This window comes from Ruegeria sp. CDSC068 (assembly GCF_059610545.1).
Window position 1 is genome coordinate 267,121 of sequence record NZ_JBXWNV010000003.1, and the last position, 19,717, is coordinate 286,837.

The window sequence follows — 19,717 nt, forward strand, 5'->3', positions numbered from 1 at the left end:
CTTTTGTGCTCAAAGGCGAAGGTCGCTGGCCTCTATCGGCAGGACCGACTTGACGTCGAAGACCACGCTTGTGTCTTTTCCGAACGCTCTGATTTGCGCGGGCTCTACATCCAAAAACTCTCGATGTGCGACGGCCAAAACGACGCCGTCATAGGCGTGTTCCTTAGGGGTGTCGACCAGGGAAATGCCATACTCGACCTGTGCTTCGGAGGCATCGGCGTGCGGGTCATGCACATCTACCTCAATACCGTAATCCTTCAGTTCGTCTATGATGTCGACGACCCTGGTGTTGCGCAGATCCGGGCAGTTTTCCTTGAATGTCAGCCCCATTACCAGCACGCGCGCCGATCCGACGTCAATCCCGACGCGAGTCATCCGCTTCACCAGTTGCGACACCACATAGCTGCCCATGCTGTCGTTCAGGCGTCGCCCGGCCAGAATGATCTGTGGATGATGGCCGACCGCCTCTGCCTTATGTGTCAGGTAATAAGGGTCGACGCCGATGCAGTGTCCGCCGACCAGGCCAGGACGGAAGGGCAAAAAATTCCACTTGGTTCCAGCTGCGCGCAAAACGGCATCGGTATCAATGCCCAGGCGTCCAAAAATCATCGCCAATTCATTGACCAGCGCGATGTTCAGGTCGCGTTGAGTGTTTTCGATAACTTTCGCGGCTTCGGCTACGCGGATGCTTTCCGCTTTGTGTGTACCTGCCGCGATAATCCGGCCATAAAGCGCATCTACCAAATCGGCAACTTCGGGTGTCGAGCCCGAGGTGACCTTGCAAATGTTCGAGATGCGATGGGCCTTATCACCGGGATTGATCCGTTCCGGGCTGTATCCGACAAAGAAATCCCTGTTGAATTTAAGACCGGAGACCCGTTCGAGCACTGGCACACAGTCTTCCTCGGTCGCGCCGGGATAGACCGTGGACTCGTAGATCACCAGGTCACCTTTTTTCAGAATGTGCCCGACCGTCTCGGACGCACTCAGCAAGGGCGACAAATCCGGTTGTTTGCCCGCCGTGATTGGCGTTGGAACCGTAACGATAAAGGTATCACATCCCGCCAGATCGGAAGGTCCCGAAGTAAAGGTCAAACCTGTCGCAGCGCCCAGATCATTGGGGGCAACTTCCTGAGTGCTATCCTGCCCCGCGCGCAACGCGTCAATGCGTTTGGCATTGATATCAAACCCAATGACCGGGCCCACCCCGGCAAACGCCACAGCCAGTGGCAGGCCGACATAACCCAGGCCGATGACGGCAATTTTACGGGAATTGGGGTCTGTTTCGAGCATGCGGCACTCAGTTCATTTTCCGTGATAGTCGCGGAACCATTCCACGAACTGGGCAATCCCGACCTTGAAATCGGTTTGTGGGCGATACCCGGTTAATCGCTGCAACAGATCGGTATCGGCCCAAGTGGCCGGGACATCGCCCATCTGTATGGGCATATAGTTTCTGATTGCTTTCTTGCCGACAGCTTCTTCGATCGCCTCGACGAAATCCAACAGGCGCACTTTGTCGCCATTTCCGATATTGACCACGCGCCAGGGCGCTACGGGCGAAAGGCTGTCGCCTTCTTCGATGTCATCTGCGCTGTCGGGGCGCACGGGCGGGCTGTCAATCAACAGACGGATTCCGCGGACAAGATCATCCACATTGGTAAAATCGCGATACATGTCGCCATGATTGTAGATATCGATCGGACGGTCATCCAGAATTGCATCCACAAACTTGTAAAGCGCCAGGTCCGGCCGCCCCCAAGTGCCATAAACGGTAAAAAACCGAAACATAGTTGTGGGTAGGTTCCAAAGATGCGCGTAGGAATGGCCCATGGCCTCGTTGGCCTTTTTGGTAGCTGAATAGATGGTCAGAGGCGTGTCGGCCTTTTCGACCTCGGTGAAGGGCATCACCTCATTCGCGCCATAGACCGACGAGGTGGACGCCATCAACAGGTGTTCAACCTTATGTTCGCGGGCAACCTCCATCACGTTGAATGTGCCCACAATATTCGAGTCGATATAGCTGCGCGGATCCTCCAGGCTGTAACGCACGCCTGCCTGACCAGCCAGGTGCACAATCACGTCAGGCTTAAAGTCATCTCCAACCTGTTTGAGCTTTTCGTGATTTTCCAGCAAGTCCTCGGTGACGGAAAACCCATGGTTTTGCAGCAGCATCTGATGCCGGCGGTTTTTCAACGCAACATCATAGTAATCGGTCATCCCGTCATAGCCGTGCACCCGGAATCCTTCCGAAAGCAACAGTTTTGCAAGATGGAACCCAATGAATCCCGCTGTACCCGTTACCAGAACGTGCTTCATTTACCCTCGACCTATAACCGAACAAATTTTGGCATCAAGGATACTGTCAGTCAGCCAAGGTCAAGGGATTTCTGCCGGAAGGATTAGCCTACGATCATTTGTTTCATGCGTAACGCTTCATACTCGAGCTCTTTCAGCCGGAAATGAACAACGTCACCGATTGTGACGACGCCGCGCAGTTTGCCGTCGCCAACAACGGGCATGTGGCGAAAACGTCCTTCGGTCATTGTTTTCAGGACATCATTCAACAAATCGTCTGGTGAACATGTCTTGACCTCGCGCGTCATCAGATCCTCGACTGATTGTGGCAGGGTCTGGCCGGGCGTGTCAGCCATGCGCCGGACGATGTCGCGTTCGGACAGAATACCCTGAAGGGTACCGTTCTGGTCGGTCACGACCACGGCACCAATCCGCTTTTCACTGAGGGTATTCACGACCGAATGGATTGTGTCGTTTGGGCGCACCGCAAATACAGCATCCCCTTTACCCGCAAGCAATTTTGCCACCGTCGTCTGCGAGTGCGACAGATTGGATTCAACCGATTGGCTATGCGTGCTTGTATCGGTCTTGTCGCCGCGGGTTGGGGGCTGATATGAGGTTGGGGCCATTGGCAATCTCCTCTTATTTTTGAGATGGCTTCCCTTACACCTTACCGCAGCAATGCGGTCTGTATAGGGTGCAAATGCCCAAACCGGGGAAAACTGCCGCTAAACAAGGATATCCGGCCTTTTGTCTGACTTGTACCTTACCCCGCCCGTCGCAGTGCTGATTTTCTTTGCCGTGGTCGTATGCGGGCATAACTTTAGAATGGCCTGGAAACAGCAGCCGGTTGGCTGGCAAAAAAAAGCCTGGTTGTTCGGTGTGCCGGCCGGCATTGGGCTACTTATGTTAGGCTTCCTGCCGCTAAAGCTGTGAAGTCGGTTTGACTCTGCATGGGGCCGCTGGCATATGCCGGGCACGGTTTTCCTCTGGAGGTCTCTCGATGCGCCTTTTGCCTGTTCTGGCTGTTGCAACACTTGTTTCCGGATGTCTCTTTGACAAAGAACCCGAGGTTGTGCGCCTGTCCGGTGAGACCATGGGTACCACATTCAACATCACCGCTATCGGCACGGATGTGGATGAGACTGCATTGGGCTCTGCCGTGGAAGAGGCATTGGCAGACGTGAACGCCAAGATGTCCAACTGGGACCCCAACTCGGAGGTTTCGACATTTTCGGCGTCGTCCAGCACCGAACCCACCGAGGTTTCCGAAGAATTTGCGCTGGTTTTAGGTGCAGCAAATGACGTGCACGAAAAATCGGGCGGCACGTTCGACGTAACGCTTGGCCCGCTGATCGAACTGTGGGGCTTTGGTCCGCGCAAGCCAGAAGATCCGGTGCCATCAGATGCCGAGATACAGACGGCGTTGGAAAGCGTTGGTCAGGAACGCTTGCTGATGTTGGACAGCGACAACGGAACTTTGGCCAAATCAGATGCTGGTGTGGGCATCAACCTGTCAGCAATCGCCAAAGGATATGGCATCGACGCGGTGGCTGCGACTCTGCGCGACGCTGGGATCGAAAACTATATGGTCGAGATCGGCGGTGATTTGGTCACCATGGGCCAGAACGACAAGGGTGAGGCTTGGCGGATCGGGATCGAAAAGCCCGAAGCAGGGGCCCAAAACCTGCAGTTGGTAGTTGAGCTGGACAACCTCGGTATGGCGACCTCTGGCGACTACAAGAATTTCTTTGAACAGGACGGCGTGCGGTATTCGCATATCATCGATCCAACAACAGGTCGTCCGATCACGCATCGCACGACCTCGGTCACGGTTCTGGCCGAAAATGCGATGATGGCTGATGCCTGGGCGACAGCGATGTTAGCGCTGGGTCAGGATAAGGGCCTGGAGCTGGCAGAAGAACATAAACTTGCCGTGTATTTTATCTCGCGGGATGTGACAGGCGGCGACGATGCCTATATTACGGTTCACAGCACTGCGTTCAAAGACGCACTGGGCACCAACTGACAGGTAGGAACCGGGATGAGCACCTTTATCATAGCGTTTTTTCTGCTTTTGATCATCGTGGTTGGCATGTCGCTGGGCGTCATGCTGATGGGCAAGACGATCAAAGGCAGCTGTGGTGGTCTGAACGCAATCTCGGGCGCGGACAAATGTGTGGTCTGCAAAAAGGATGTCGATCCCAATTCGCCCTTGCGTGATCAGTTGCAGTGCAAACGTGCCAAAAAGATGCTTGAGCAGATGGAGCGTCAGGCCTGAACGCAGATTGCGCTTCGCTATAGTGATGGTAATGGCTAAATAGACCCCTGAGGCATCTTGCGGGAGAGCGCGGGTTTGGCCAAAGGCAAAAACATCCTGTCTATCATGTTCGATCAGCTGCGCTGGGATTGTCTTAGCTGTTACGGGCATCCGCATTTGCACGCCCCGAACATTGACCGGCTGGCTGCTGACGGAGTCCGCTTTGATCGGGCCTACATCCAGTCCCCGATTTGCGGCAGTTCGCGCATGTCGACTTATACCGGCCGCTACGTGCATTCACACGGCGCCTCATGGAATGGCATTCCGCTGAAAGTTGGTGAAATCACGATGGGGGATCACCTGCGCAACGCAAGCATGGACTGCTGGTTGGTCGGCAAGACCCATATGCGCGCAGATGCGGAAGGAATGGAGCGGCTGGGGTTGGAGCCTGACAGTCTGATCGGCGCGCGTGTCGCGGAATGCGGGTTTGATGTATATGAACGCGATGACGGTATGCTGCCTGAAGGACCCGACGGATTTTATGATCCGAATTGCCGCACAGGAATACAATAAGCATCTGGCTGCTAAAGGGTATGAGAGTGACAACCCCTGGCACGACTTTGCCAATTCGGGGCTGGATGAGGACGGCAATGTCCTGTTCGGCTGGTTTTTAAAGAACTCAACCGAGGCGGCCAACATAGCGGAAAAGGACAGCGAAACCCCTTATCTGACCGGACGTGGCATCGAATTCATGGACACCCATGATGGCCCGTGGTGCTGTCATCTGAGCTTTATCAAGCCGCATTGGCCATACATCGTGCCGGAACCTTATGCCTCGATATACGGGCCGGAACATGTTCTGCCGGTCGTGCGCTCCGACACGGAACGTCAGAATGCGCATCCGGTGCTCAAGGCATTCATGGATACTAAAGTCGGGCAGACATTCTCGCGGCAGGATGTACGTGATGCGGTGATCCCGGCCTATATGGGGCTGATCAAGCAAGCCGATGACCAGATGGGGCGACTGTTTGACTGGATGGAGAAAACTGGCCGGATGGAGGACACGATGATCGTGCTGACCTCCGATCACGGCGATTTTCTGGGCGATCACTGGATGGGCGAGAAAACGTTCTTTCAGGACGCATCAACCAAGGTGCCACTGATTATCTATGACCCGTCACCCGAAGCAGACGGAACGCGTGGCACTGTCAGCGATGCACTGGTTGAATCCATCGACCTTGCTCCGACATTTGTGGATGTGGCGGGCGGTGAGATCGCAGGGCATATTATTGAGGGGCACTCCTTGCTTCCGATCCTGCATGGGCAGCAGAACGAAACACCCCGCGACGTGGTGATTTGTGAGTACGATTACTCTGCATCACCAATTGCAGACATGTTAAATGCCTCTGTCCGGGACGCAGTCATGTTCATGGCAGCCAACAAAAAGTGGAAGCTGACCCACTGCGAAGGCGGTCATCGGTCTATCCTGTTTGATCTGGGGAACAGTGCCGATCACGCCGATATTGTTGCCACAATGTACGACCACCTGTTCGTTTGGACACGCCGCCAGTCGCAGCGCACGACACGGTCGGAACAGCAGTTGATTGAGATGCGGAGCAAAAGCCGGGGCAGGGGGATCGTGATCGGGGTCTATGATGAAAACGATGCGCCGCTGGACCTGACCGTCAAGTATCGCGGTCGCACGACGCGTCCGTATACGGATTTGATAAACAAGGATTGAGCGGACTGAGTATTAAATCTGCACATCCGCGCACAAAATAAGGTTCAATTGCCCGAGGGCAGGCGATACAAGACCGACCAGAGCAGAAATCCGGAGAGCCGCAATGACCGCCCCCAAACCCGTCGTCCTGTGCATTCTTGATGGTTGGGGCCTGTCCGAAGACACACGGTCTAACGCGCCGTACCTTGCAAATACTCCGACCTTTGATGCGATCATGACCAATGGGCCGCACGCGACCATTATTACACATGGCCCGGATGCTGGCTTGCCCAGCGGCCAGATGGGCAATTCCGAGGTGGGTCACACCAATATCGGGGCGGGCCGCGTTGTTGCGATGGATCTGGGGCAGATCGACCTGGCAATTGAAGATGGCAGCTTTTTCGACAATGCCGCATTGCAGACCTTCATAGCAAAGGTGAAGGCAGCAGGTGGAACGGCGCACCTGATGGGTTTGGTCTCGGACGGTGGCGTCCATGGCCATTTGAATCACATCGTCGCTGCTGCCAAGGCTATTACTGATGCAGGCGTTCCGGTGGCGCTGCACGCCATGACGGACGGGCGCGACGTCGCTCCGAAATCGGCATTTACTTACCTGTCTGAGCTTGAAGATCGTTTGCCCGACGGGGCGCGCATCGTCACGGTCTGTGGTCGGTATTTTGCAATGGATCGGGACAATCGCTGGGAACGCGTCAGCGAGGCTTATGATGCGATGGTCAAAGGCCAGGGTCGGGCTGCCACAACCGCGCATGGCGCTGTGGATCACGCATATAACCAGTCTGAAACCGATGAGTTCATCGCTCCTACTGTTCTGGAAGGTTACGACGGCATTCAGGATGGTGACGGGGTTTTCTGTCTGAATTTCCGAGCGGACCGCGCCCGTGAAATCTTGCGCGCGATTGGCGAACCGGGCTTTTCGGACTTCGATACCGGCCCGCGCCCGCAGCTTTCCGCCCTGTTGGGAATGGTCGAATATTCCGACGGTCACAATGCCTATATGACAACCGTGTTCCCCAAGCGGAAAATCGTGAACACTCTGGGTGAGTGGGTTGCCAAGAAGGGGTTGCGCCAGTTCCGTCTGGCCGAGACCGAAAAATACCCCCATGTCACATTCTTCCTCAATGGCGGCAAGGAAACGCCCGAGGAAGGCGAAGACCGGTTTATGCCGAAATCGCCCAAAGTGGCCACCTACGACCTGCAGCCCGAGATGTCTTCGGCCGAAGTGACGGCGAAGTTTGTCGAGGCGATCGAGGCAGGCTATGACCTGATCATCACCAATTATGCCAACCCCGACATGGTTGGTCACACGGGCGATCTGCAAGCCGCAATCAAGGCATGTGAGGCCGTCGATCAGGGCTTGTCGCAGGTTGTCGCGGCGCTGAACAAGGTCGGTGGCGCGATGATCGTCACAGCGGATCACGGCAATTGCGAGGTCATGGTTGACCCCGAAACCGGCGGGCCGCACACCGCGCATACTCTGAACCCGGTTCCCGTGGCGCTGGTCGGTGGACCAAAAGATGCATCGCTGCGAAACGGCCGCCTTTCCGATCTAGCCCCGACGCTGCTGGACTTGATGGGTCTTGAGCAACCGCCCGAGATGACGGGGAAGAGCCTGCTGTCATGAGGATGCGCGCGCTTATCTTTGCGATGTGTTTCGCGTCGCCTGCCAGCGCGCAGAATGATCCGTCCACGGCGGCCTTGAATGCGGCGCGCATGCTAGAACAGGCCTCGATCAACTTGACCGAAGCCGACGGTGCCCGCGACCGCGTGCGTGCCCTGACCGAAACTATCCAGGCTTATGAGGCCGGGCTTTCAGCGATGCGGGACGGGTTGCGCATGGCAGCGACCCGCGAGGCACAGCTGACAGCAGAATTGCGGTCGCGGGAACAGGAGGTCGCGCAGCTTCTGGGTGTATTGCAGACCATTGAGACCACGGCACCACCCGTTCTGATGCTGCACCCGTCCGGGCCCCTAGGTTCCGCACGGGCAGGCATGATGCTGTCCGAAGTTACTCCCGGACTGAACGCGCGCGCGCAGGCACTGGCCCATGATCTGCAAGAGGTCCAGACCCTTCGGAAGCTTCAGCAAAGTGCTGCAGACACTCTGGTCGAAGGGTTAACCGGTGTGCAAAACGCGCGCACCAGCCTCAGTGAAGCCATCGCTGACCGCACGGATTTGCCCCGTCGCTTTGTCGAAGATCCGGTTCGCACGGCCATCCTGATTTCATCAACCGAGACGTTGGACGGCTTTGCCAGTGGATTGTCCGAAATCTCGGAAGGCGAAATTGCCGAAACAGATGCGGATGTCTCTGACCGCAAGGGGCGGATTGAATTGCCGACCCAAGGCGTAGTTTTGCACCGCGCGGATGAGACTGACGCGGCTGGTGTGGCGCGCCCCGGTGTGGTTCTGGCCACCCGTCCTCGGGCAATTGTTACAGCGCCGACTGCGGCAACGATCCGGTATCGTGGACCATTGCTGGAGCTCGGGAACGTCATGATCCTCGAGCCGCAACCGGGCTTGTTGTTCGTGTTCGCCGGGTTGCAAGACGTTTACGGAGACATGGGCGAGGTGATCCCCGAAGGCACTCCGGTGGGTTTAATGCCGGGTGAATCGCCCGAAATCGGCGCAATTTTGTCAACAAGCAGTGATGGCACTGGAACTGGCCGGTCAGAAACGCTCTATATAGAGGTAAGACAGAATAATAGCCCCGTGGACCCGGAATCATGGTTTCGGACCGACAAGGATGGATAAACGAGTATGAAGAAATTTCTGATGGCCGGTCTGGCCGGAACCGTGGCAGGTGTAATCGCAACTACACAAATTGCTGGTCCTTTGCTGGCGCAAGAGGCTGACCGGAAGGCCAGCGTGTACGAGCAACTGGATCTGTTCGGGGATATTTTTGAACGTATCCGCGCCCAGTATGTCGAAGACGTGGAGCCGGAAGAGCTGATCGAAGCGGCCATCGACGGTATGCTCACGTCGCTTGATCCGCATTCCAGCTACCTTTCGCCAGATGATGCTGAGCAGATGCGTGTGCAGACACGTGGCGAATTCGGAGGATTAGGCATCGAGGTCACGCAGGAAGAAGGCTATGTCAAAGTTGTCTCGCCGATCGACGATACCCCAGCAGATGAGGCGGGGATCGAAGCGGGTGATTTCATCACTCATGTCGATGGGGAAAGCATCCTTGGCCTGACATTGGACAAGGCCGTGGATCTGATGCGTGGCCCGGTTGGGTCGGAAATCGTGATCACGGTCGTCCGTGAGGGCGAGCAAGAGCCGTTTGATATCACCATCATCCGGGACACCATCAAGCTAACAGCCGTGCGTGCCCGAACCGAAGGCACCAGCGTTGTTCTGCGTGTCACCACATTCAACGACCAGACTTTCCCGAACCTACAGGAAGGCCTGAATGAACAGATCGAAGAAGCTGGTGGTCTGGACAAGGTCAATGGCTTTGTCCTTGACCTGCGGAACAATCCTGGCGGGCTGCTGACCCAGGCGATCAAAGTTTCGGACGCGTTCCTGAACGAAGGCGAGATCGTGTCCACCCGTGGTCGTGACCCAAGCGACGGTGAGCGTTTCAATGCAACAGCGGGTGATCTGGCCGAAGGTAAACCAATCGTTGTCCTGATTAATGGCGGGTCCGCCTCTGCATCGGAAATCGTGGCCGGCGCGCTGCAAGACCACCGTCGCGCGATCGTTGTCGGCACCAAGAGCTTTGGCAAAGGATCGGTGCAAACGGTCATGCCGCTGCGTGGCGATGGTGCAATGCGTCTGACGACCTCGCGCTATTACACGCCCTCGGGCCGGTCAATTCAGGCACTTGGCGTCAGCCCCGACATCATCGTTGAACAACCGCGCCCTGCGCCGGATGCCGAGGAAGAGGAAGCCAACGCCCGCACGCGGTCCGAAGCTGACCTGCGCGGCAGCCTGAACAATGACAGCCTCAGCGAAGATGAAATTCGTCAGATCGAAGAAGACCGCGCCAAAGCCGAAGCCACGGCTGAATTGCGGGAAGAGGATTATCAGCTGGCTTACGCCATCGACATCCTCAAAGGTTTGTCGGCGTTCAATCCCAACGGACCGTCTCAGTAAGACAAACAGGGCCGCCGATACAGGCGGCCCTTTCTGCAAAGGCCAGGATCAGCCCTCAACCTTGTGCAGTTTTTCTTCGTCAAGCATCATCGCCAGAACAATGCCTACCGAGACCGAGATGGCCGCAAAAACAAAGGCCATGTTCATACCTGCATCGAATGCGGCAGCGACGGCGGATTTGACCTTTTCGGCTTCTGCCGAGCTTAGCTTTTCCACTATAGCGCGGGCCGTACCGGTCGTAAGCGTTCCACCGTTGATCGCCTTTTGATCGGTTGCAGACATGTTGATCCCATCCGCAACCAGCTGTTTACTGAGGCTGGACAGGCTGACGACATACATTATTGCGGTCGCGAAGGCGACGGATATAGCGCCGTATACCAGATGGGTCATAAAGCTCAGCCCGCCGACAAGTCCAGCGCGTTCAGGTTTGACGGCGCACACGGCTGCAGTGCCTGATGGCCCAACCGTCAACGTTGCGCCCAGCCCGATCATCGCCATGCCGGGCAAAATCTGAAAATAGCCCAGCCCCGCCGGCAAGATAATAATACTGAGAGCGCCGGTCGTTGCGATCAAATACCCCCAGAACAGCAGGCGCTTTGGCCCGAAATCATTATAAAGAGTGCCCGAAACAATCGAGCCAACGGCCAGCAGGAGTGTTAGCGGGGCAAGCCCAATCGCGGATTCAAACACGGACCAACCAAGGACCTTTTGCATGTATTGAGGGAAGTATAGCAGCCCTACAAATGCCGCCGACACGTTGAACATGTTCAGTCCCAGCGTGATCCGAAACTCGCGGTTCTGCATCATTTGTGGCAGTAAAAGCGGCTCTTTCACGCGCTTCTCGACTTGCGGGAAAAAGAAGAACAGCGCGGCGCTGACGAAAAACAACATCAGCAGCGGGACAGACGTCCAGCCCCAGTCCGCACCGATGTCCAGCCCGTAAAGCAGCAAAAGAACGGCAAACGAAAGAATACCTATCCCGGCGAAATCGATTTGTTCGCCCCGTTTGTGTTGAGTTTCACGCTCCATAAGGATCAAGGCCGTAACCATCGAAATGGTCGAAAACAACACGTTTGCAAGAAAGAACAAGCGCCAGTCGCCAAAGCTGACTGCGGCGCCGCTGATGAGCGGACCAAAAACATTGCCGCTGGTCACACCGGCGAGGATCATACCCATGATCATGGCGCGGTGCTCGGGACGCGAGACTTTGGTGGCGCCAAAAGCAAGCGTGCAAGGCCAGACGCAACCTGAACCAATCCCCTGCAAAGCACGCGCGGCGATCAGGAAGTCGAGACTGGGAGAGACAAAGCACATGACGGACGCAAATAGAAAGATCGCCAGCCCGATGATCATCATCTTGCGATGCCCGAACATGTCCCCCATGCGCCCCCCGGCGACCATGGTCATGGCAAAAAACAAGGCGTAGATATTCAGAACCCATTGGGTGCTGGTAATATCAGCGTCAAAGCTGTTTTCGATGGCCGGGACAAGAATAAGAGCGCCGGTAAAGTCGATACCGATCCCGAACCCTGTCACCATCAGAGCGATGACCTTGACGATACTGCTGCGGTCCATTTTCGCACTCGGGTTGCTTCGGATGACATTTATGATGCACGGATTCCGCCTGAAAGATAGACAAAGCCTTGGAAACGAAGAAAACCCGGATCAGTCCGAAGGTGCCTGAGACCGTCTAAATGCCCGTTTCAACAAGTCCAGTTCCCCCCGCAACAAAGCGATTTCGGTCCGCAAATCATCCGCGGCTGATGCACCCGCAATGATTGTGAATTCACCGATCTTCTGTGATGTGTTTGCATCGGCTATTACAAAGCAATGAACCCCGTCGGCAATCGCGGTTGATGGCACCGGCACACTCAGCTCCCAACCACCATCGGCGGCGGTCATGAGTACACCCTCCAGCGCCTGGCCCATATAACGGACTTCGACGTGCGGTTCAGTGTCGGCCTGCAGGTACCCGCGCCAGATGCCGTTTTCGAACAGGGTTGGGGTCAAGGTTGGTTGTGTCATGGCCAATGCTCTCACATGTCGGCGCGGTGGTGGCGGCAAAGGGTCAGGTCCCGCAGAACTATGCGGTTCATAGCCGGATTGGTCAGAACCAGATCCAGCCAGATCTTGTCTATACGCCGTTCGTTCAGCGGCAAATTGGCAAGATCGAAATCCAGAACATTCGAACTTGTCGACAAATCTATAGACCGTGGAACGGAATCAGTGTTTGGGCCGTGCCGAATATTCAATCGCGCGGTCACGTCCAGCGGACGTTCTGTTTCAATCTGGGCATCGACCCGCATCAGGTGCTGCCGCGTCAATCCTTGCACTGCCTCAGGCGGCAAATCCAGCGACACAGAAAGGAATGACCCCGCAAAGCCAAACACTTCGACGCCAAGCCCAAAAGCCGCCAGGTCCTTTTCGTCCATGTTTCGTGCCTGTCGAACACTGATCTCGGATAGAGCGCAGTCATGGAATATCTTTACCTGTTGATCCAACTCGACCTTACGCGGGATTGAGGCGAGACCAGGCCGGGGCAAGGGACCCCGCCACAAATCAGGTCGCCAGCACCAGTCAGTACCCAGCGGCTTGGGGAATTGCTTTGATCCAATCAGGGGCAGCGTTAGTCTTTCGTTTGCTTCCCGTAGCAAACGGTCCAATTGCGCACGCAGTTTGCGCGCCTCGTCGCGCTGTTGACGCAATTGGGGGTTCGTGGCCCAGGCCGCGTCTTGAACGGCCCGTTGCCAACGCGCAATAGTTTTGCGGTGTAGATATCGTTCGAGAAGTTTGCCCATGATCCCATCGTCTGAACTTGACCTTCTTTAGTCAAAGACAACGGCGAGGATAAGGCCGAATTGGTGAAATCCGCATAAAACTATCCGACACTAACGTTGTTGTGACTGGGCGGTTTTGGTTGTGTCTGCTAAGGCCCCGATCGCCGTTCTTGCAATCATCTGGGACTGTGCGTACCGTCCGGCACCTGATTGCTTTGGATTATCCGAAAAACCGCGTACTAAATTCTTTGAGGCAAGGCCGGGGCATGGAACCCACACTATTTTCGTTCATCTGGAAACACTCGAAAAAGCAGCAGCTTGTGCTGTTGTTTCTGACGGTGTTGTCGTTTCCGTTTCTCTACGCCTCGCTTGAGCTGCCAAAACAGATCATCAACGACGCAATTGGTGCGCCCAACGATAGCGTTACACTTTTTGGGTTCACCTTCACGCAGGTCCAATATCTGCTAATCCTCTGTTTTGCATTTTTGGCCACTGTAATCGCCAGCGGCTTGATGAAGATGCGCATCAACACGATGAAGGGCATATTGGCCGAGCGTATGCTGCGCCGGCTTCGGTTCACGCTGATTCACCGCGCGATGCGATTCCCGAAATCGTATTTTGCCACCACCAGCCAAGGTGAACTTGTTTCAATGATCACCTCTGAGGCCGAACCGATGGGCGGCCTGATGGGTGATGCGATTGCCCAGCCGGTGTTCCAGTTTGGTCAGATGATGACCATTGTCACCTTTCTGTTCATGCAAAGCGTTTGGTTCGGTCTGGCCAGCATCGCGTTGATTCCGTTGCAGGCATGGCTGATCCCAAAACTGCAGCGCCAGATCAACCTGCTGAACAAGGAACGTATTCAGCAGGTCCGCCACCTCAGCTCGGAAATTGGCGAAAGCGCAGCGGGCATCAGCGATTTGCGGGCCAATGGCGGCTGGCGCTATCGGTTGGCACAATTCAGCCATCGGTTGGGAACCTTGTTCGAGATCCGGTTCAAGATCTACAACAAGAAGTTCTTTATGAAGTTCCTCAACAATCTGATCACTCAGATGACGCCGTTCCTGTTCTATTCGGTCGGTGGCTATCTGGCGATCACGGGTGAAGTGACAGTGGGTGCGTTGGTCGCGGCGCTTGGGGCATACAAGGACCTTAGCGGCCCATGGAAAGATTTGCTGACCTATTACAACCAGGTTCAGGATATGTCGTTGCGCTGGGAAATCGTGATTGAACGCTTTGCCCCGGACAACATGATCCCTGAAGAGCTATTTGTGGGTGAGCCAGAGTCCATTCCGCATCTCAGCGGCGATATCGAACTGCGCAATGTAACAGTGCGCGATGATGACGGGAAAACCATCCTTGAAGATATCGATCTGACCATCCCCAAGGGCGCCCGCGTTGCTATTCAGTCGTCAAGCGCCGCCGAGCGCGGCGCGTTGGCGCAACTACTGACACGAGAGCTTTTGCCGATACAAGGCAGCGTCACAATTGCGGGTCACGATTTGCTAAAACTCCATCAGACGGTAATTGCGGCGCGGATCGGCTATGCCTATTCGCGACCCTATCTGTTTGACGGGACTTTAGGCGATAACCTTTTGATGCCGTTGCGAACCCATCCACAACACGAACCCGACGCAAAGAAGGCCCCAAGCCGGTGGCAGATCGAAGCGGTGCGGGCCGGGAACCCTCCGGATTCCCTGTCGGATGAGTGGATCGATCCCGGCCTGGCAGGGTTGGAAGACATCGAGGATATCCGCAACTGGTGGTTCCAGCTAGTCGAGGCGATGGGCATCGACGAGTTCATGTTCCGCCGGACATTACGTACTCAGTTTGATCCAGTGCAACATTCTGCCCTTGCGCGTGATATCGTAAACCTGCGCGACACGGTCGCGCAGAGGTTGGAAGAAAAAGACCTGGCGCGGTATGTCTATCGGTTCGAACCGGACCGCTTTAACCCGGCTGTACCGCTGGGGGGCAACCTGCTGTTTGCCGCTCCGTCGCGTGATATCTCACCGGATATTCTGGCGGGCGATGATCGGTTCATGTGGATGCTGCGCCATCACGATCTGGATGATGACGCGATGAGCATTGCAAGCGCGGTGCTGGAGACACTGCACCAGACGTTTGGGCGGGACGGGGCAGATCACCCGCTGTTCCTTCGTCTGGGTATGGCCAAGGATATGTTCCACCGTCTGCTTGATATCGAGGATCGGCGCAAAGCCAAAGGGGATGAAGCAATCAGCGAGGGCGAGCGTGCCTTGTTGCTGACCGTTCCGTTCCTACTGACGGCGGAACAGATCGGGCCTGATTTTCCAGACGAGTACAAAGATAAAATCTTGGCCATCCGAAGGGGGCAAGCGGAACAGCTGCGTGCCTCGATGGATGGGATGTTCGTTCCGGTCACGCCGGAAGCATATATTGAACGCATGACTGTCATGGAAAATGCCCTGTTCGGGCGGGTTTCTTTGATGGCAGGGGCACACACGGATGAAATCGAAGATGTCGTCGCCGAAGCCATGAACGAAGCTGGCCTGCGCCGCCGGGCGGCAGCCATTATCTATGACCTGCCCTCGGGTCTGGGTGGGAATAATCTGCCGACGGTATTTCAGGAACGCGCCGCATTCTCGCGCGCTGGAATCAAGCGTCCTGATGTGTTGATCCTGGACAAAGCTCTGGCCAGCCATGATTCCGAGAGCAGGCTGAGAACCCGGCTGAAACTGCGGGAATTGTTGCCGGATTCCATCATGGTCTTCATGGAGGATTACTTTGCCCATCCCGAAGCCTATGATCTGTTCGTCGAGATCAAGGATGGTCGAATTGACGGCGTCTCGCGGACCCGCCCAGAAGAAGAGGCCAGCTCAACAGACGACCTGAGCCGTAAGCTCAAGATTATCTCGTCGACCGAGCTGTTTTCCGGCATTGACGGTCGCAATCAGCGCCTTCTGGCGTTTTCAGCGCAATGGTACGATGCCGCAGCCGGACAGATCATCTTTTCCGAAGGGCAAACGCCAGATGCCGCTTATCTGTGTATTTCGGGCGAAGCCGACCTGATCTGGAATGAAGGGAACGGAACCGCGCGTACGATCTCGGTCATCGAGCCGGGGCGTCTTATCGGAGACTTGTCGATTATCACCGGCGAAATTCGGCAGTTTGATTTGGTTGCGGTCAAGAATTGTTCGTTCCTGCGCATTGGGGCCGAGGAATTGCGCGCGGTTATTGAAAGTGACGCAGGTGTTGCAATGCAGCTGCTGCAAACGGTTGCCGGCTATCTGACTACGATTTCCGAAAGGTTGAACGCCGCCAATGCAACCTCATTGATCTTCGATGATGACGAGCCGAACCGGGAAACGGCCGACAATGCCTGACGCCCGCCCCGGCAGATACATGGCGCATGAACGACTGGTTGCACCTTCGCGCGCACGGCCAGAGCTTTGGCGCCTGCTTGTCGGGCTGACCATTGTTGGCGTGGTTGGCATCCTTCTGAACTTCCTACTTTTTGGATTGGTTGCGGGTCTTGGATCCGTCGAATGGGCCCAAGGTTTGCTGACCGGCGCATCCCCGGTTGCACTTTTGGTGCTGCTGGCAAGCTTTGGCTTCATTACATTGGGCGTGTCCATCGCTGCAAAACGCCTACAACATCGAACGCTGCGCTCAATCTGTGGTCCATGGCGCGAGGGCATTGGGCAATTTTGGAATGTTTTTAAGGCATTGCTGATCGTTGGGATCGTCGTGGCCATCTTGCCGCCATATGGCATGGGCGCAACGCTGACGCAGAATTTGGCACTGTCGACCTGGCTGTTGTTTCTGCCTTTCTCGCTTTTTGCAGTGCTGATTCAGACAAGCGCTGAAGAGTTGCTTTTTCGGGGTTACATCCAACAAAGTCTGGCAGCGCGATTCCGATCGCCGGTTATTTGGTTGGGCGTACCGTCGATTTTGTTCGCGGCAGGTCACTATGCCCCCGGCGCGGCCGGAGACAACGCGCTATTGGTTGCTGTGTGGTCTGGGATGTTTGGCCTGATGGCGGCGGATCTGACGGCACGGGCAGGGACGTTGGGGCCTGCTATCGCATTGCACCTGTTCAATAATATGGTCGCTCTGCTGTTTGTTTCCTTACCCGATGGCTTAAGTGGTCTGGCATTGTATCTGCTTCCTTACGACATGTCGGATACCGGGGCGCTGCGGCAATGGCTGTATGTGGATTTTGCTGTGATGATCGTCAGTTGGCTAACAGCGCGGGTTGCGCTCAGGCGTTGATTGCATTTCTTTCCGTAGCGTCTTATTTGACGTCAAAGCCGCACAAGCCAAGGTTCCGATATGAACTGGATTACAAACTACGTCCGCCCACGGATCAACTCGATCTTCTCGCGCCGAGAAGTGCCGGAGAATCTTTGGCACAAATGCGATGAATGCGGAACCATGCTGTTTCACCGTGAGTTGGCAGAAAACCAGAATGTCTGCACCCAGTGCGATCATCACATGGCGATCACTCCGCGCGCGCGGTTCGATCATCTGTTTGATGGTGGGATCTTTACCGAGGTCGAGGTTCCCGCGCCCAAAGACGATCCGCTGCAATTCCGCGATCAGAAAAAGTACCCCGACCGGATGAAAGCCGCCCAAAAGAAAACGGGCGAGAAAGAGGCGATGTTGGTCGCCCTGGGTGAAATTGGCCGAACCCCGATTGTCGCAGCTGCGCAAGACTTTTCGTTCATGGGCGGATCCATGGGCATGTATGTCGGCAACGCGATCATCGCGGCCGCTCAAGAGGCGGTGAAGCTAAAGCGCCCGCTGATCCTGTTTTCGGCCGCTGGCGGCGCACGGATGCAGGAAGGTATCCTAAGCCTGATGCAGATGCCCCGCACAACCGTGGCAGTGGAAATGCTGAAAGAGGCAAATCTGCCCTACATCGTAGTGCTGACTCACCCAACGACGGGCGGTGTGACGGCTTCGTACGCGATGCTGGGTGATGTCCATATCTCAGAGCCCAATGCGCTGATTTGTTTTGCCGGTCCACGCGTGATCGAACAGACGATCCGGGAAAAGCTGCCCGAAGGCTTCCAACGCGCGGAATATCTGTTGGATCACGGCATGTTGGACCGTGTGACCAAGCGGACCGAAATGCGCGATGAGTTGATCACCATCACGCGGATGTTGATGAACCAGCCTCCGGCGGTCAAAGGCGATCTGCCAGCGCCCGAATCCGAAGATGCAGTGGCAGAAGCCCCGGCTGAAGACGCGGAAGAAAAATGACCTCTCAGACATCGGACGTCATCCTGGAAAGGATGATGGCGCTGCATCCCAAGATCATTGACCTGACCTTGGATCGTGTCCGGCGTCTGCTGGCCGCGCTGGACAATCCGCAAAACAAACTGCCGCCGGTGATCCACATCGCGGGAACCAACGGCAAGGGTTCGACCCAGGCCATGATCCGAGCGGGGCTGGAAGGGGCAGGGCTGACCGCCCATGCCTATACCTCGCCCCATCTGGCACGGTTTCATGAGCGTATTCGTCTGGCGGGTGAACTGATTTCCGAACCGGCTCTGACGGCGGTTCTGGACGAATGTTATGCCGCCAACGGTGGCGAGAACATCACGTATTTTGAGATCACGACCTGCGCGGCCCTGCTGGCTTTTGCCCTATCCAAGGCGGACTACACGTTGCTTGAGGTCGGGTTGGGTGGCCGGTTGGATGCGACCAATGTCATTCACGACCCGGCGGTGACGGTCATCACGCCGGTTTCAATCGACCATGAACAATTTCTGGGCGATACCTTGGGCAAGATCGCCGCGGAAAAGGCCGGCATCATCAAGCCTGGTGTTCCCTGCATCATTGGCCCGCAAAAGGATGAGGCGCTGGAGGTCATTGAATACACTGCCGCGCGTCTGGGTGCACCTTTGTTGGTGCATGGCCAACACTGGCACGTCACCGAAGAAAACGGGCGGCTCGTCTATCAGGACGAAACTGGCCTGCGCGATCTACCGCTGCCAAATCTGTTGGGCGCACATCAGTATCAAAACGCCGGCGCCGCGCTAGCGGTATTGCGTCATCTGGATCTTGGGGAAGACGCCTATGAGGCTGCGGTGACCAAGGCTGAATGGCCAGCCCGCATGCAGCGATTGAAAACCGGCCCTCTGGTCGAACAGGCCCCCGAGGCCGAACTGTGGCTGGATGGCGGGCACAACGCTGCCGCAGGTTTGGCATTGGCCGACCTACTGGCGAAGCTGCCTGCACGTCCTACCCATATGATCTGTGGGATGTTGAACACAAAGGACGTCACCGGGTATCTGGCTCCGCTTGCCGCACAGGCGCAAAGCCTGACTGCAGTCTCTATCCCGGGCGAGGTCAATACGCTGAGCGCTGACGACACCGCTGAAGCCGCGTCTCGGGTTGGGCTAGCAGCGTCTACTGCCAATAGTGTGGCCGAGGCCCTGAAAAAAATTACTGAAGATGACCCGCAGGTGCGGGTTCTGATCTGTGGATCGCTATACCTGGCCGGTAATATTCTGCGCGAGAACGGCTGAAAAAGGCGCATACGCACAGCTTCATCTG

15 protein-coding genes and 1 pseudogene are annotated in these 19,717 nt (G+C 56.1%); 10 read left to right on the top strand and 6 right to left on the bottom strand.

Annotated features, from left to right (window positions below):
* Nucleotides 1-9: 9 nt before the first annotated feature.
* The 3 genes from tviB to AC2FID_RS08615 all read right to left on the bottom strand — a co-directional run bounded on the left by tviB (nt 10) and on the right by AC2FID_RS08615 (nt 2,927).
* A complete protein-coding gene (gene tviB / locus AC2FID_RS08605; RefSeq protein ID WP_496836371.1) occupies nt 10-1,293 on the bottom strand; it encodes a Vi polysaccharide biosynthesis UDP-N-acetylglucosamine C-6 dehydrogenase TviB in 1,284 nt (427 codons plus the stop codon).
* Nucleotides 1,294-1,305: 12 nt separating this feature from the next.
* Nucleotides 1,306-2,319 (bottom strand): SDR family NAD(P)-dependent oxidoreductase, encoded by a 1,014-nt coding sequence (locus AC2FID_RS08610; protein WP_496836373.1) that lies wholly within the window; start codon nt 2,317-2,319, stop codon nt 1,306-1,308.
* An 83-nt stretch (nt 2,320-2,402) separates the two neighbouring features.
* On the bottom strand, nt 2,403-2,927 hold the full coding sequence (locus AC2FID_RS08615; RefSeq protein WP_058277144.1) for a CBS domain-containing protein: 525 nt from the start codon (nt 2,925-2,927) through the stop codon (nt 2,403-2,405).
* 374 nt (nt 2,928-3,301) lie between these two features.
* On the opposite strand from AC2FID_RS08615, the gene AC2FID_RS08620 reads away from it, so the two are divergent.
* From AC2FID_RS08620 to AC2FID_RS08645, 6 genes and pseudogenes are all read left to right on the top strand, one after another.
* Entirely contained in the window at nt 3,302-4,327 is a 1,026-nt protein-coding gene (locus tag AC2FID_RS08620) for an FAD:protein FMN transferase (protein WP_496836375.1), read from the top strand.
* Between the two features lie 15 nt (nt 4,328-4,342).
* Complete coding sequence (gene nqrM / locus AC2FID_RS08625; RefSeq protein ID WP_058272093.1) at nt 4,343-4,579, top strand: (Na+)-NQR maturation NqrM; 237 nt, start codon at nt 4,343-4,345, stop codon at nt 4,577-4,579.
* Nucleotides 4,580-4,684: 105 nt separating this feature from the next.
* Nucleotides 4,685-6,299, top strand: a pseudogene (locus AC2FID_RS08630) (sulfatase-like hydrolase/transferase).
* Nucleotides 6,300-6,402: 103 nt separating this feature from the next.
* Entirely contained in the window at nt 6,403-7,920 is a 1,518-nt protein-coding gene (gpmI, locus tag AC2FID_RS08635) for a 2,3-bisphosphoglycerate-independent phosphoglycerate mutase (RefSeq protein WP_496755983.1), read from the top strand.
* Nucleotides 7,917-9,047: a murein hydrolase activator EnvC family protein gene (locus AC2FID_RS08640; protein ID WP_496836378.1), complete on the top strand. Its 1,131-nt coding sequence runs from the start codon at nt 7,917-7,919 to the stop codon at nt 9,045-9,047. The genes gpmI and AC2FID_RS08640 overlap by 4 nt, the downstream gene beginning before the upstream one ends.
* A 6-nt stretch (nt 9,048-9,053) precedes the next feature.
* On the top strand, nt 9,054-10,394 hold the full coding sequence (locus tag AC2FID_RS08645; protein WP_058277149.1) for a S41 family peptidase: 1,341 nt from the start codon (nt 9,054-9,056) through the stop codon (nt 10,392-10,394).
* 48 nt (nt 10,395-10,442) lie between these two features.
* Here AC2FID_RS08645 and AC2FID_RS08650 read toward each other — a convergent pair whose 3' ends face one another.
* The 3 genes from AC2FID_RS08650 to AC2FID_RS08660 all read right to left on the bottom strand — a co-directional run bounded on the left by AC2FID_RS08650 (nt 10,443) and on the right by AC2FID_RS08660 (nt 13,192).
* A complete protein-coding gene (locus AC2FID_RS08650) occupies nt 10,443-11,969 on the bottom strand; it encodes an MFS transporter (RefSeq protein ID WP_496755988.1) in 1,527 nt (508 codons plus the stop codon).
* Between the two features lie 90 nt (nt 11,970-12,059).
* Complete coding sequence (locus AC2FID_RS08655; RefSeq protein ID WP_496836380.1) at nt 12,060-12,419, bottom strand: hypothetical protein; 360 nt, start codon at nt 12,417-12,419, stop codon at nt 12,060-12,062.
* An 11-nt stretch (nt 12,420-12,430) separates the two neighbouring features.
* On the bottom strand, nt 12,431-13,192 hold the full coding sequence (locus AC2FID_RS08660; RefSeq protein WP_496755992.1) for a DUF6478 family protein: 762 nt from the start codon (nt 13,190-13,192) through the stop codon (nt 12,431-12,433).
* 245 nt (nt 13,193-13,437) lie between these two features.
* On the opposite strand from AC2FID_RS08660, the gene AC2FID_RS08665 reads away from it, so the two are divergent.
* From AC2FID_RS08665 to AC2FID_RS08680, 4 genes are read left to right on the top strand one after another with little or no spacing between them, the layout of a single operon-like run.
* Complete coding sequence (locus AC2FID_RS08665) at nt 13,438-16,536, top strand: ABC transporter transmembrane domain-containing protein (protein ID WP_496836381.1); 3,099 nt, start codon at nt 13,438-13,440, stop codon at nt 16,534-16,536.
* On the top strand, nt 16,529-17,425 hold the full coding sequence (locus tag AC2FID_RS08670; protein WP_496836383.1) for a CPBP family intramembrane glutamic endopeptidase: 897 nt from the start codon (nt 16,529-16,531) through the stop codon (nt 17,423-17,425). The genes AC2FID_RS08665 and AC2FID_RS08670 overlap by 8 nt, the downstream gene beginning before the upstream one ends.
* A gap of 60 nt (nt 17,426-17,485) precedes the next feature.
* Nucleotides 17,486-18,418: an acetyl-CoA carboxylase, carboxyltransferase subunit beta gene (gene accD / locus AC2FID_RS08675; RefSeq protein WP_496836384.1), complete on the top strand. Its 933-nt coding sequence runs from the start codon at nt 17,486-17,488 to the stop codon at nt 18,416-18,418.
* On the top strand, nt 18,415-19,689 hold the full coding sequence (locus AC2FID_RS08680; protein WP_496836385.1) for a bifunctional folylpolyglutamate synthase/dihydrofolate synthase: 1,275 nt from the start codon (nt 18,415-18,417) through the stop codon (nt 19,687-19,689). The genes accD and AC2FID_RS08680 overlap by 4 nt, the downstream gene beginning before the upstream one ends.
* Nucleotides 19,690-19,717: the final 28 nt, after the last annotated feature.

Bases quoted from the DNA above. Each gene is read 5' to 3' on its own strand.
- AC2FID_RS08665 (WP_496836381.1), top strand. From the start codon at position 13,438: ATGGAACCCACACTATTTTCGTTCATCTGGAAACACTCGAAAAAGCAG.
- accD (WP_496836384.1), top strand. From the start codon at position 17,486: ATGAACTGGATTACAAACTACGTCCGCCCACGGATCAACTCGATCTTC.
- gpmI (WP_496755983.1), top strand. From the start codon at position 6,403: ATGACCGCCCCCAAACCCGTCGTCCTGTGCATTCTTGATGGTTGGGGC.
- AC2FID_RS08650 (WP_496755988.1), bottom strand. From the start codon at position 11,969: ATGGACCGCAGCAGTATCGTCAAGGTCATCGCTCTGATGGTGACAGGG.
- AC2FID_RS08670 (WP_496836383.1), top strand. From the start codon at position 16,529: ATGCCTGACGCCCGCCCCGGCAGATACATGGCGCATGAACGACTGGTT.
- AC2FID_RS08610 (WP_496836373.1), bottom strand. From the start codon at position 2,319: ATGAAGCACGTTCTGGTAACGGGTACAGCGGGATTCATTGGGTTCCAT.
- AC2FID_RS08680 (WP_496836385.1), top strand. From the start codon at position 18,415: ATGACCTCTCAGACATCGGACGTCATCCTGGAAAGGATGATGGCGCTG.
- AC2FID_RS08640 (WP_496836378.1), top strand. From the start codon at position 7,917: ATGAGGATGCGCGCGCTTATCTTTGCGATGTGTTTCGCGTCGCCTGCC.
- nqrM (WP_058272093.1), top strand. From the start codon at position 4,343: ATGAGCACCTTTATCATAGCGTTTTTTCTGCTTTTGATCATCGTGGTT.
- AC2FID_RS08620 (WP_496836375.1), top strand. From the start codon at position 3,302: ATGCGCCTTTTGCCTGTTCTGGCTGTTGCAACACTTGTTTCCGGATGT.
- AC2FID_RS08645 (WP_058277149.1), top strand. From the start codon at position 9,054: ATGAAGAAATTTCTGATGGCCGGTCTGGCCGGAACCGTGGCAGGTGTA.
- AC2FID_RS08660 (WP_496755992.1), bottom strand. From the start codon at position 13,192: ATGGGCAAACTTCTCGAACGATATCTACACCGCAAAACTATTGCGCGT.
- AC2FID_RS08655 (WP_496836380.1), bottom strand. From the start codon at position 12,419: ATGACACAACCAACCTTGACCCCAACCCTGTTCGAAAACGGCATCTGG.
- tviB (WP_496836371.1), bottom strand. From the start codon at position 1,293: ATGCTCGAAACAGACCCCAATTCCCGTAAAATTGCCGTCATCGGCCTG.
- AC2FID_RS08615 (WP_058277144.1), bottom strand. From the start codon at position 2,927: ATGGCCCCAACCTCATATCAGCCCCCAACCCGCGGCGACAAGACCGAT.